At 59.3% G+C, this 13,538-nt stretch carries 9 protein-coding genes; 1 reads left to right on the top strand and 8 read right to left on the bottom strand.

Annotation, left to right across the window (positions count from 1 at the left end):
• On the bottom strand, positions 1 to 2,343 hold the full coding sequence (locus tag RHSP_RS22290; RefSeq protein ID WP_004123546.1) for a methyl-accepting chemotaxis protein: 2,343 nt from the start codon (positions 2,341 to 2,343) through the stop codon (positions 1 to 3).
• Between the two features lie 781 nt (positions 2,344 to 3,124).
• Positions 3,125 to 4,909 (bottom strand): trimethylamine N-oxide permease, encoded by a 1,785-nt coding sequence (locus RHSP_RS22285; protein ID WP_004123539.1) that lies wholly within the window; start codon positions 4,907 to 4,909, stop codon positions 3,125 to 3,127.
• Positions 4,910 to 5,154: 245 nt separating this feature from the next.
• Between RHSP_RS22285 and RHSP_RS22280 the strand changes: the two genes are divergently transcribed.
• The gene (locus RHSP_RS22280; protein WP_004123535.1) at positions 5,155 to 7,524 is read left to right on the top strand and encodes a trimethylamine N-oxide demethylase; all 2,370 of its coding nucleotides are present in this window, start codon (positions 5,155 to 5,157) and stop codon (positions 7,522 to 7,524) included.
• On the opposite strand, the gene RHSP_RS35865 is transcribed toward RHSP_RS22280, so the two are convergent.
• The 6 genes from RHSP_RS35865 to RHSP_RS22250 all read right to left on the bottom strand — a co-directional run bounded on the left by RHSP_RS35865 (position 7,521) and on the right by RHSP_RS22250 (position 13,425).
• Positions 7,521 to 8,120, bottom strand: a complete 600-nt coding sequence (locus tag RHSP_RS35865; protein WP_004123532.1) for a methyl-accepting chemotaxis protein — start codon at positions 8,118 to 8,120, stop codon at positions 7,521 to 7,523. The genes RHSP_RS22280 and RHSP_RS35865 overlap by 4 nt on opposite strands.
• 117 nt (positions 8,121 to 8,237) lie before the next feature.
• A complete protein-coding gene (locus RHSP_RS22270; protein ID WP_004123528.1) occupies positions 8,238 to 9,575 on the bottom strand; it encodes an NAD(P)-binding domain-containing protein in 1,338 nt (445 codons plus the stop codon).
• Between the two features lie 68 nt (positions 9,576 to 9,643).
• Complete coding sequence (locus RHSP_RS22265) at positions 9,644 to 10,684, bottom strand: heme-dependent oxidative N-demethylase family protein (protein WP_004123523.1); 1,041 nt, start codon at positions 10,682 to 10,684, stop codon at positions 9,644 to 9,646.
• A 29-nt stretch (positions 10,685 to 10,713) separates the two neighbouring features.
• Positions 10,714 to 11,679 carry a PDR/VanB family oxidoreductase gene (locus RHSP_RS22260; RefSeq protein ID WP_004123520.1) on the bottom strand — a complete coding sequence of 322 codons (966 nt, stop codon included), beginning with the start codon at positions 11,677 to 11,679 and terminating at the stop codon, positions 10,714 to 10,716.
• The gene (locus tag RHSP_RS22255) at positions 11,676 to 12,281 is read right to left on the bottom strand and encodes a dimethylamine monooxygenase subunit DmmA family protein (protein ID WP_004123518.1); all 606 of its coding nucleotides are present in this window, start codon (positions 12,279 to 12,281) and stop codon (positions 11,676 to 11,678) included. Before RHSP_RS22255 ends, RHSP_RS22260 begins: the two co-directional genes overlap by 4 nt.
• A gap of 10 nt (positions 12,282 to 12,291) precedes the next feature.
• Complete coding sequence (locus tag RHSP_RS22250) at positions 12,292 to 13,425, bottom strand: aminomethyl transferase family protein (RefSeq protein ID WP_004123515.1); 1,134 nt, start codon at positions 13,423 to 13,425, stop codon at positions 12,292 to 12,294.
• Positions 13,426 to 13,538: the final 113 nt, after the last annotated feature.

The raw sequence follows: 13,538 nt of genomic DNA, 5'->3' as shown, positions 1-13,538 counted from the left end.
TCAGAACTCCGACCACTCCTGCTGGAGATGTTTAAGCGCGGCGTTGCCCTGCGCAACCGGAGCGGCGCGCGTGGCTAGCCGGCCCGTCGTCGGGGCCGAAGCAGCAGTCCGGGCTACGGACCTTGCCTGCGGCTCCCTGCGCTCGGCTTGGCCCGTGCGGAATGCACTCAGGAGTTCGCCGAGACGCTTGCTCTCCTCGGCCAGACCTGCGCCGGCGGCGTTCATCTCTTCGACCATGGCGGCATTCTGCTGTGTCGCCTGGTCCATGTGATTGACAGCGCTGTTGATCTCCGACAGGCCCATGGACTGCTCCTGGGCGGCGGTCGCGATCGCATCCATGTGCTGGTTGATCTGCAGGACGAGGTCGGCTATCGCCGCGAGGCCCTCGCCGGTATCGTTGACGAGCTTCACGCCCTCGCCGACGGCAACTTCGGAATTGCCGATCAGAACCTTGATCTCCTTGGCGGCATTGGCCGAACGCTGGGCAAGTTCGCGCACTTCCTGGGCGACGACGGCAAAGCCCTTGCCGGCTTCGCCCGCACGCGCAGCCTCGACACCTGCGTTGAGCGCAAGGAGATTGGTCTGGAAGGCAATCTCGTCGATCACGCTGATGATCTGGCTGATTTGTCTCGACGAATGCTCGATCCTGCCCATGGCATTGACGGCGTTGCTGACGACTTGGCTGGAATTTTCTGCCCGCGACCGGGCGCCGCGGACCAGATCACGTGCATCGCCGGTTCGCTTCGAGGTCGACTGAACGTTGGCCGTCACCTCCTCAAGTGCTGCCGCCGTCTCTTCAAGCGACGCGGCCTGCTGCTCGGTGCGCTTGGAAAGGTTATCGGAAGCCTGCGAGATCTCGTAGCTGCCGCTGTTTACCAGTGACGCGGACTGGCCGACCTGGGACATGGCGGCGCGAAGCTGGCTGACCGACGAATTGAAGTCGTGACGCAGGGCCTCGAACTGCGCATCCAGCGGCGTTTCGATCTCGCAGAGCAGATCGCCGGAGGCCAAATGACGCAGACCTGTCGCAAGCGAACCCGTTGCTTGCAATAGCCTCTGCTCGGCCTCGGCCTCGGCACGGCGCTGGACTTCGACACGTTCATTCTCGGACGTGACGCGTGCCTCGACAGCCTCGGCTTCGAGCGCCTTGTTGCGCAGGGCTGCCTGCTGGAACACCTCGACGGAACGCGCCATGGCACCGATCTCATCGCGCCGCTCGACACCACGGATCGAAACCGAGAGGTCGCCTTGGGCGAGCGCCGTCATCGAATGGGTTAGCGCGCCGACGGGCTTGGTGACGCGGAAGATTATCACACAGATACCGGTGATACTCAGAACCGCGGCGACAAGGAAGGTAAGCCCGTAGGCGATCAGGCTGATGAACGCATCACTCTGTCTGGCGGCTGCCTGAGCCACCATGCCATCTGCGGCTGCCGCGGCGGTGTTTGTGATGGTCAGAAGCGCGGCGTTGCCGAGCGGGCGCCAGTCGTCGAGGGACATGGCCTTCTTCTCACCGGCTGCGAACTTCGCAAGCAGTGCGTTGTGTTTTGCCGCAAAGTCGCCGCTGAAATAGGTCGTGTTGCCGACCTTGTAGGCATCCTTGACGACCTGCGGTGTCGACGGATGGTTGACCAGAGTGCCGATCTGCCCCCAGGTAAAGTTCGCGGTGTAATCGAACTGTTGGATCTTGCTGAGTTCCTCGGGCTTCATCGCCTCTCCAGAGGCGAGCGTATTGACGTACAACAGGTTTGCAGCCCCCGCTGTCGCGCGGGTGTACCATGTCAGCGCACGGATCTGGATCATTGCCGACATTGAGGGATCGCTCGCGCGGATCTGGCTTTCAATGGCGGTCGAACCCGCTTCCAGCGCGGTCAGGAACTGCTGGCCGATATCGAGCGTCGTGGCCTGCAATGTCGGATCGCGATCAGCGAGCTTCTTGACGACTTCGCTGTCGAGCTTTGAACGGAACGCGACGACCCGATCATATGCGCTCATGACGTCGGCAATCGGCGCTTTGAGCGTCTCGTCGGCAATATTCGCGGAGACCGATTTTGCATCAGCCATATATTTGTCAACCACGACCCGGTCCGCTTTCAACAGGGCAAGCGTTGCGTCCTGCGTGCCAAGATCGAGCTTGGCGAGCGACGAGCCGTCACCTCGTTCGTTGCGGAAGTTGGCGAGCGTCTGGAAGAGCGCGCGGTCGAGTACCGTGAACTTCGAGACATCACTATAGGTGCTTTCGCCGCGATAGGCATCAAGCATGGAAGATCCCGTTAGCACGCATAAAGCGACGCTGAGGAGAAGGAAAATTCCAACAAGTATATTGCGAAGAGAAAAAATCATAGTTGCTCACCTACGTTCCGGGGTGCCGTGACGCTAACCCGCTTCGCCGAAACCCGAATTTCTGGAGCCCTTGTGGTGTAATTTCTTAAAGAAAAGCAGTCCGTGAGCCGTCGGGACACCGCCCGAGCACAGGCGCATCATGTCCTGTCCAATCAAAGACAAAATTAGCCCAGCTTTATTGAAACAGAATTAATAACGCCCGCCGAAAATACATAGAAATAATTGCAACCTGGGTTGCATTTAAGCCGATATACGAATTTATTCACTATTTATTCGTGCATTTCTAAGGAATGCCATCGAAGGCTAATGTATAATATACAAATATATAAGCCTAACCTAGCCGAAGACACGATTTAATAACGATCATTTTTACGCAGACTTGCTGCAACGATTGTTTTCGCAGCGTGCCGCCGAGATTTTGCGGTATCGCGGATTTCGTCAGATGACGCGTTTGGACGGGGAGACGTTGTTCTCTTCGGCTGTGAATACAGCATCACGTGACGACCCAGGTCATATCAACAAAAACAGCCGCCTGTCGGGCCAATCGTCATCAGGGGCTTCTGCCGATCAACAAATTCGTGGCCTCCGCTCATTTTGAGCGGAGGATCGTTGCATGAACGAGGCTTGTTTCGATTGCTCCGCGAACAAACATCCGATTGTTCGAAAATGCAGGCTTGAAACCTGGCTGCCTCGACTGCCCTTCTTGATCGACCAAGCCGGTCGATCAAGAAGCTAACGAGATCCATTCAACTGTCGGGCAACAATTTTCGAGAAGATGTCTTTACGCTGGCAGCTGGAAGGCCCAATTTGCGATCAGCACGATGGCGATGCCACCGAGCAAAGCCAAATAAGGCAGAATTCCTGCTTTTCTTACCCCGAGATCCTGACCAACCAGCCCGAGATCATCCATGGCGCCCGCCGGGAACTTGCCGCCGTCGCGCACATAGTGCCTGTAGGCGAAAACCGGCAGGATCAATGCGGCGAAGGCGAAGCCGATCCAAAGCGCGTTCGCATAGCCCCAGACCTTGGCGCCAGCCCCGAGGAAGAGCGCATTGACGAAGGCGAGGACGGTGTTCAGGCCGATCAACCAGGAAGGTGCTTTCCACGGGCGCTCGACATGGCCGGAATCCATGCGGTGGATCCAGCCGGAATTGAGGTTCAGGAAATTGAAGATGATGTAGCCTACGTTGGAGACAGCGAGCACGAAGAAGTAGCCGCTGGTATCGGATGCGATGGCAAGCAGCGAGAGATTGAAGACGAAATCCGTCCACATCGCCCTGGTCGGTGCGCCATGCTCGTTCACATGGTCGAGATATTTCGGCAGCCAGCCATCCTTCGAGCCCTGATAGAGCGTACGCGACGAGCCGGCCATCGCCGTCATGATGGCAAGGAACAATGCCAGGATCATCAGGATGACGAGGAGCTGGGTAACGATGCGGCCGGCGCCGATCAGGCCACCGAGCGCTTCGGCGACGCCGGTGCCGTCGACGATGCCGGGCGCCAGCATGCCGGGATGGCCGAGCACGCCCTGGAAGGCGAAGGGCACGAGGAAGAAGAAAATGCAGCAGGCAAGGCCGGAATAGAAGATCGCCTTGAAGGTGTCCGTTTTCGGGTTCTTCAGCTCCCGCGTATAGCAGACGGCGGTTTCAAAGCCATAGGTCGACCAGGCGGCAATATAGAGGCCGCCGAGGAAGAGCGTCCAGCCGCCATTGCTCCAGGTGCCATCCGTGGCGGCATAGGCCGCTGTCGGGGGCACCAGACCCGTAACATTGGTGGACATGATCTGGCCGCTGACGATCGGATACACACCGATGATCAGCAGCGGCACCAGCACGATGATGGCGAGCCATTTCTGCACGCTCGCCGTCTCGGAAATGCCGCGATGCTGGATCGCGAAGATGATCAGCATCAGGACGCCGCCGATGAAGAAGGTGGCATTGATATTGGCGGTGGCAAGGAAGGGAATATTGAAGCTGACGAGAGACCAGTTGCGGATGGCAGGCGTGAATGCCGCAACGCCATCGGCGCTCAAAAGCGCCTTCACCGCATCTTCCGGAGAGGTGCCGGCATGAGCCGCGATATATTCCGCGACCCTTGGGCTATCGGCGGTGATGGACGCCGCATGCGCGCTGATCCAGCTGAGCACAGCCTGCGAATCCGCCGCTGGGATCGGAAAAAAGGCATTTAGAATATAGCCTGCCGCGATGGCGCAGCCGAGTGATAGCACCGGCGACCAGGCGAACCAGTTGCACCAGACCGAAAGTGGCGCGATGAATTTCGAGTAGCGCAGCCAGGCCGTCGCACCGTAAACCGAGGCGCCGCCGGATTTGTTGCCGAACATGCCGGCAATTTCCGCATAGGTAAAGGATTGCAGGAACCCCATGATCATCGAGATGATCCAGACGACGAAGGCTAGCTTGCCCGTCGTCCCGGCAATGCCGCCGATGGAGAAGAGAACAAGTGGCGGCACGCCCGCAGCCACCCAGAACGCGCCCTTCCAGTCAAGCGCGCGTATAAGCTTACCTTCGGTGCCAGCGGATACGCCGGCGTCCACAATATCCGTCATCGGTGATATTCCCCATCGTTGTTCCGGACGTATCTCTCGTACGTCTCCCTGAACGTGCCTCCCATGGCATTTGCGGGCTTGCTGGAGGTTTTCGAGAGCCGCGTCTGTGCGCGGATTTCCAGAGGCAAGACCTTTATGCATAGTGAAGATATTTTCTTTTTAGTCAATATCACTTTACTTTCCCACGGCATTTTGTCAGCATGATTCCGGTGTGGTGAGGCACATCATTTTCCCGAGAGGGCTACATGCGAGATCTCCATCCGCCGATCGCCGGAGCACGGCCCATTTCGGCGAGTACCGTCCGTTATCCGGGTATCCCGGCGCTGCCACACGATACGGAACGCTATCGTTGCAAGGGTGGCGGAACACTGGTCGTGCGAGTGGAGGCGGGTGACCGCGCCACATTGATCGACTGCGAGGGCGGCCAGGCATGCGAGCTCTCATTCATCGATGAGAAAGGGCAGTTTCAGTCCGCCGGGCTGGGTACAGCTTTCACCTGCGCCGCCGAAGGATTGAAAGCCATCCTCTCCACCGGGGAGGAAAGTGCGGCGCGCGTCCGTGCGGCGCTGCAGCGGCGAGGCGCCGATCTTGCCTCCGCGGGCGCATTACACATCTTCGGCGAGGCTTCGCCACAAGGCAGCACCGCCGAGTTCACCATTGCTCTCAAAGGCTTGCTGATCGTCTGCGCTCCGGGCGCATCCATGTCGCCCGAAGCGCAAGACACGGTAACGCCGCTGGAAATGAGGGTTCGGCGCACCAGGATCCTGCGGGACTACGCCGCCGCCCTGCCAGAACCCCTGGCGGATCCTATAGAGGATATCCGCATCAGAGCGGCAACCGCATCGGCCTATTTCGTTCGCGCCGGCGAATTCATCCAGATCATAGACGTCTATGGGCGGCAATGTACGGACTTCCAGGCGTTTTCTGCCCGCAAGGTGGACAAGGGGCTCGACCTCGCGCTCGACTCCACCGTCACGCGCACCTTGCTCGGCCGCAGCTATCCAACCCCAGGGCTGCCTTCCAAAGCCTTCGACCGCGATTTCGAGCCGCTGGTGGAAATTGTCCAGGATACGGTGGGCCGGCACGATGCCTTCGCAACGGCCTGCAACTCCCGCTATTACGACGACATGGGCTATCCCGGCCATGTGAACTGCACCGACAATTTCAATGCGGCACTTGCTCCTTATGGCATCGCCGGTCGCAAAGGCTGGGAGGCGCTCAACTACTTCTACAACACCAACATCGACCACAATAATCAGCTCTATCTCGACGAGCCCTGGTCGCGGCCGGGAGACTATGTGCTGATGCGCGCGCTGACCGATCTCGTCTGCGTCTCCTCCTCCTGCCCTGACGATATCGACGCGGCCAACGGCTGGGATCCGACAGACATTCACGTCCGCACCTTTTCCGGCAAAGAGACATTCACACGAGCGGTGGCCTATCGCATGACCCCTGACGCTGCCCCTGAACTGACGCGGGAGACCGCTTTTCATCCTCGCCTTTCGGCGATGACACGGGATTACACCGAATATCGCGGCTTCTGGCTGCCGAACCGGTTCTCGTCCGAAGGACCGGTCGAGGAATATTGGGCATGCCGCGAACGGGCTGTCATCATCGACCTTTCGCCGCTGCGCAAGTTCGAGGTGACTGGGCCGGATGCGGAAGAACTCCTGCAATATTGCCTGACCCGCGACGTCCGCAAACTGTCGACCGGCCAGGTCGTCTATTCCGCCATGTGCTACGAACATGGTGGCATGATCGACGACGGCACGCTGTTTCGCCTCGGCGACAAGAATTTCCGCTGGATCGGCGGCGATGACTATAGCGGCATCTGGCTGCGCGAGCAGGCGGAGAAGAAGGGCTTCAAGGCCTGGGTCCGCTCGTCAACAGATCAGATGCACAATATCGCGCTGCAGGGTCCGAAGAGCAGAGATATTCTGAAGGAGATTATCTGGACGGCACCGCGCCAGCCGACGATCGGCGAACTGGAATGGTTCCGTTTCACCGTTGGCCGCATCGGCACCTTCGAGGGCGTGCCGGTCGTCGTCTCCCGCACCGGCTATACCGGCGAGCTCGGCTTCGAGATCTTTTGCCACCCGAAGGATGCGGGAACCGTCTTCGACGCCGTATGGAAGGCTGGCGAACCCTATGGTCTGAAGCCGATGGGCTTGGAGGCACTCGACATGGTGCGCATCGAGGCCGGCCTGATCTTCGCCCATCACGAATTCGACGATCAGACGGATCCTTTCGAAGCGGGCATTGGCTTCAGCGTACCGTTGAAATCCAAGCAGGATGATTTCATTGGGCGCGAGGCACTGATCAGGCGCAAAGAGCACCCACGTCACCTGATGGTCGGGCTCGATATCGAGGCCAACGAAGCCGTGGGACATGGCGATTGCATCCATATCGGCCGCGCGCAGATCGGGGTAATCACCAGCGCAACCCGCTCGCCGATCCTTGGCAAGACGATTGCGCTTGCCCGTGTCGACGTCACGCATGCGGCCGTCGGCACCAAGGTCGAGATCGGCAAGCTCGATGGCCATCAGAAGCGGCTTCCGGCTGTCATCGTGCCGCTATCCCACTACGACCCGCAGAAGACGCGTCCGCGCTCTTAGTCTGCCTTCCGCTGCGCGTGCGAGATCGCGCGCGCAGCTTCTTCCGACGAATTTGCAAGCGAGCGCATTTCGGCTGCCAGTACCGCGAAGCCGGATCCTGCCGTTCCCGCCCTGGCAGCCTCGATGCCCGCATTGACGGCAAGCAGCTTCAGATAGCGGAGCGACTGCAGGATCTCATTGGTTTTCGAAGCCGTTACCCGCATGCCCGAGGTTTGCTCGTCGATACGCTGATAGAGCGACTCGATGTTGATGATGCTGCCCTCGAGATAGAGCAACTCCCCAGCCTCGTCCCAGACGCCGCCGCCTGTCTCCGTCACCCAGACGAGATGGCCGTCGCGGTGACGGATCCGATATTCCATCGTCCAGTCCGTTCGGCTCTCCAAAGCCCTGCCGACGACCTCATCCATGAGTGGAACATCCTCCTCGAACATGATGGAGGTGAAGGTCCGCGCGCGGTTGCCGACGATCTCGTCGACGGGATAGCCGAAGATGCGTTCGATGCCGTCGGTCATGTCAAGCATCGTATAATTCTCGTCGGCGCGGCAGCGATAGAGAAAGCCGCTCATACGGCCGAGAACACTGGTTTGAAAATCCATGAAGGCTGTACCCGAAGAAAAAGTTGCTGATCAAATTGCCTCATCTCAACTCAAACAGGGCCGGCAGGGATAGGCGTCAGCCTCCCCTGCCGGTTTACGCAATAAGGGGCTGCCGCTTCAGTTGCGCAGATATTCCTCCATCGAGTCATCAAGCGCATCGACCCAAGGCGTATGATGTTTCGGCGACATGTTGCCGGTCATCAGCGAGCGATAGGCGTGATCGCGGAAGCCCATGATATTCTCCGCCTTGTGGTGCTCCCATTCCATGAAGGTCTTGTTCGTACCTTCGATATCGAAACTCGGATAATCCGTCTCGGCGAGCAGCTCCTTCACATAATCGCCCTGATACCAGATCATCTGCTCCGCATCCTCGAGCGTCTCCTCGCGGGCGCGCCACTTGTCGAAATTCGCCTGCAGCTCGCTCTCGGGCGGCCGTTTGATGCGGCCCATGATGACATCGCGCGCCCACCAGGCCTGCACGTCGAACATGTTGAAGGTGTAGAACTGGTCCTGCATGCCGATATAAAAGAGCTGCGGGTTCCCGTCGAAAATCACGCCCTTGTAGAGGTGGTCGGCCCAGAGGCGATTGGCCGTCTTCAAGCGCAGATCATCTGGCAGGAACGGAAAGTGATGCTGATAGCCGGTGCACAGGATCAGCGCGTCGACATCCTTCGATGAGCCATCGGCAAAATAGGCAGTCTTGTTCTCCAGCCGCGTCAAAAGCGGCCGCTCCTCGAAATTGGCGGGCCATTTGAAGCCCATCGGCTTGGAGCGATAGCTCGTCGTCACCGATTTCGCGCCGTACTTCCAGCATTGCGAGCCGATATCCTCAGCCGAATAGCTTCGGCCGACCAGCAGTACGTCCTTGCCCTTGAATTCCAGCGCATCGCGGAAGTCATGGGCATGCAGGACGCGTCCGTTGAAGGTCTTCACGCCTTCGAAATAGGGTACGTTCGGTGTCGAGAAGTGGCCTGACGCGACGACCACATAGTCGAACTCCTCATCATACATGCAGTCCTGGGTGCGTTCATGCGCGGTCACCGTGAATTTCTTTGTGGCATCATCGAAGCGCACCATGCGCACGGGCGTGCTGAAGCGCACCCATTTACGCACGTCGGCCTTCTCGACGCGGCCCTTGATATAGTCCCAAAGCACGGCGCGCGGCGGATAGGAAGCAATCGGCTTGCCGAAATGCTCTTCAAAGGAATAGTCGGCAAATTCCAGGCATTCCTTCGGGCCGTTCGACCAAAGGTATCGATACATGCTGCCATGGACCGGTTCACCATATTCATCGAGACCCGTGCGCCAGGTATAGTTCCAAAGGCCGCCCCAATCCGCCTGCTTTTCAAAGCAGACGACTTCAGGGATATCAGCGCCCTTCTTTGCAGCCGATTGAAAGGCCCTCAACTGGGCAAGGCCCGAAGGGCCGGCACCGATAACGGCAACTCTTGTCATGAAGCATTCCCCTTCTCGATTGTATCGAAGTTTTTATTGCATGCAGTCGTCGTGGCGCGTCGTTTGCGTCAATCCGGGAAGGTGCCGGCGCTGGTCGGCGCGCCGTCGTCATAGGCCGATAGCCAATCGATGGTCGTCTGGCGAAAGCGTGTCAGGCCCTTGTAGTCGATGAGCTCCGGCGGCAGGGTGCGCAGCACGCGCGGGAAACGGCGCGCCCATTTCGGCACGGTCACGAGCTCGTCCATGTTCATCAGATAACAGCGGATGACGAAGAGAATGGCGTTGGAGCGCGGCAGGCGCCACAGGCTCTGCAATTCCACGCGCAGATGCACTTTCTCGCCGACATTGTCCGGCGTCACCGTAGTGCGGTCCGGCCCCCATTTCGGATAGTTCTCAGGGCTGGTGTCGAGGCGAGGATTGATCGTCATCGTCCAGTTGAACCGGCGTGTCGGCTTGCCCTGCTGCAGATTGAGCAGGAATTTTAGTGCGCGGTCGAAGACGCCGATCTGGTGGGCGAGCGGCACAGGCCCGTGCCATTCCATGAAGTTCATGCCGATATCGAAATCGAGCGACCAGTCGGCCTGGGTCGTCACCATGCCGGCATCCATCCAGAGATTGCCGTCCCGCTGGTCGACGATGCAGAAATCGCCCTGGGCCTGGCGGGTAATGTACTCGAAAGGCTCATAGGGCAGCGTCGACGCATCGCCGAAGGTGAAGGTGTCGTCTATGCCGAGCGGCCGGTTGATCCAGCGCCATTGATCGCCGTTCCTGGTGAGCGTGAAGTGCTCGGGATAGCCGGCGGCCTGCTCCTCCATCAGCAGTTCCAGCGTGTCCCACTGCGCCGACATCATGTGCGGCAACGCCTGATAACGCAGCGGATCTTCCTTCAGCACCAGCGCCCGGTCGTGCATTTCGGCAACATAGTGCTCGTCGACGTCAATCAGGCTTTCGTAGACCGTATTCTTCTGGCCTTTCACATGTGGTTCCATGTTGACGGAATACATGTACTCGTCGCGATCGAAGGGGAACGGAAAGCGCCGGATGTTCTCCGGACTGTTGCGATAGCTGAAATCATCCCGGAATGTTTCGTGCTTGAAGGCGATTGCCATGTCCGTTCTCCTGGGTATCGGCCTGAAGCCTATAGGTCGAGATGCAATGCGCTTCCTTCGAAACGGGAAACGCAGATCATCACCTTTCGGCCGGAAGCCTTTTCTTCGTCGGTCAGATAGACGTCATTGTGCAGAAGCTTGCCGTTACAGGCGGCAACGCCGGTCTCGCATTGTCCGCACGCGCCACCGCGACAGAGGAATGGCGCGTCGACGCCTGCCGCTTCGATAGCCTCCAGCATGCTCTCGTGATGGCCGACATGAACCGTCTTGCCGGAGCGCGTCAGCTCGATCGAGAAAGGCTTGCCGGGCTGCGGGGACAAGAAGCGCTCAGAGTGCAGGTTCTGTTCCGGCCATCCGGCTTCGATGCCTGTTCTCAGCACGCCATCGATCATGCCTGCTGGGCCGCAGACATAGAGATGCGTACCGAGCGGCTGGCTTTCGAGCAGACGGGCGACCGGGATGAAATTACGGTCGGCATCGCAATAGATCTTCACTCGCTGCGAGCCATATTGCTCGACGAGCTCGCGACAATAAGCGCCGCGATCCAGGGAACGCACGGCATAATGCAGCTCGAAATTGGCTCCCTCACGGGAAAACTGCTGCATCATCGCGATGAAGGGCGTGATGCCGATGCCGCCGGCGATGAGGAGATGCTTGCGGCCGCGCCAATCCGGCTGGAACAGGTTGACGGGATAGCTGACCTTGAGCTCGTCGCCTTCCCGCACCTTCTCGTGCATGAAGGCGGAACCGCCGCGCGAATCCTCGACGCGCAGCACGCTGATCTCATAGGCCGAGCAATCATGCGGCGGCGACATCAGCGAATAGGCATTGCGCCGCATATGCCCTTCGTCGTTCATCGAGACGATCACATGGGCGCCGCCGGAGAAATAAGGCATCGGCTTGCCGTCGAGGCGCTCGAAGCGAAAGCGCTTGATGCGTTCGGCAATGGGAGTGACCTTCGCAACGCGGACTGGGATTTCCGTACCACCGCTCATAGGAACAACTCCTCGGGATCGGGCGCGCTGCCGGGCTCTTCCGCATCGATATTGACGCCCTGGAAGGCGCCGAGGCGACGCGAATAGTGATCGCGTACCAGAAGCGGAAGCCCGCAATGGCTGCAGGCGAACGGACTGTGGGTGACATCCTCGGTGATGCCCTTGCAGTGGACGCATTGCACGCGGCGCGCCAGCGAGCCGCGATGCTCCGAGATGATCGAGGCGTGGTCCATACCATGATCGAGTGCCACCATCATCGCTTGGCCGATGAAACCTTCGGTGCCGGCGATGTATAGTCGCGTCCCCATATGAGCCGTCGCAAGCGACCCTTTCAGGCGAAAGAGCAGCGTCGCGATGGTCGGCGCCGTGAAGAACATGTCGGCGCCGAGGCTACGCAGGGTTTCGTCATGGCCCTTGCCCTGCGAGCCACGTGCGACATAGAGGATCTCGCTGCGCGACAGGATCGTGTCGTCGAGCGCGGGCCTGTGATCGAGAAGAGCATGGGCGCCCTCCCCTTCGAGAACGAAGAGGTGCCGACGAGCATGCGGCTGGATTGCAAGACCATGGTAGACCGGCCGGCTCTTGATGCCTTCGACAAGCATGAGCGCCTCCTTAGCCGATGGCCGTCCTCTTCTTCTTTTCCGGATCGTCGAACGGCAGGGTATGGGCAATCGCGCTCGCATTCAGGCTCTTGCCGCGTACTTCGAGCTTCGCGCCCTGGACTGCCTTGTCGACATCGAGACGGGCGATCGCCATCGATTTCCCGGTGAGCGTCGAATAGCAGGGGCAGGTAATGACACCGACCTTTTTGCCCTCGACAAAGACCTCGTCGCCGAGATCGGCCGGGCCATCAGCATCGATCAGCATGCCGAAGATCTTGAAGCGTTCCTTGCCCTTGAGGCGCGCATGTTCCTCTGCCCCCCTGAAGCCGGTCTTGCCGGGGCTGACGGTGAAGTCGAGGCCGAGCTCCCAGAGACTGTCGCCGGGCGGCTGATCGGCGAAGGGATACATCTGCGAGTTATCATAGGGATAGAAGAGCAGATAGCTTTCGACGCGCAGCATATCGAGAACGCTGAAGCAGCAGGGAATGATCCCCATCTCCTTGCCCTCAGCGACGATGCGGTCCCAGACCATCGGGGCATCCTGGCCGCGCACGAAGATTTCATAGCCGCGCTCGCCGGTATAGCCGGTGCGCGAAATCATCACAGGAACGCCGAACAGCGTCGTCTGCATGTGGTGGAAATATTTGAGGTCGCGGATACCGGGCACATATTTGGCGAGATAGTCGACGGCTACGGGACCCTGCAGTGAGAGGTCGTGCAGATCGTCGTCGAAGAGGACAGCGCAGTTGCGCCCCGCTGCCTGCTTGACGAGTTCTTCATGGCCGGAGCCCGAACCATGCACCAGCATCCAGGAATTCGGGCCGGTGCGATAGACGATGCAGTCATCGGTGAAGTAGCCGCGGTCGTTGAGCATCGCGGCATAAACCGAGCGGCCGGGATAGATCTTCGACATGTCGCGGGTGGTGATATAGTCGAGCACGGCAATGGCGTGCGGGCCGACCAGATGCACCTTCTTGAGGCCGGAAACGTCCATTAGCCCGGCCTTGGTACGGATCGCGACATGCTCTTGCGACATGTCCTTCTCGTAGGTCCAGGCGGTTCCCATACCGCTCCAGTCTTCGAGTTTCGATCCGAGAGCACGGTGCCGGTCCGCCAAGGCGGAGAAACGCCATGATAATGCCATTTCGTTCCCTCATTTTCTTCTATGGAATATTTATTTCCTGACTATAGTCGTCTTTCATGCCTTGGCAAGCCGATCCGAATGGTTTTTTGTCATCACTCGGAGGGCATTTTCTT

It is taken from the genome of Rhizobium freirei PRF 81 (assembly GCF_000359745.1).
GTDB classification, from domain to species: Bacteria; Pseudomonadota; Alphaproteobacteria; order Rhizobiales; family Rhizobiaceae; genus Rhizobium; species Rhizobium freirei.
Note: the sequence above shows the minus strand (reverse complement) of the source record. Positions and strands in the feature narration are given on the sequence as shown.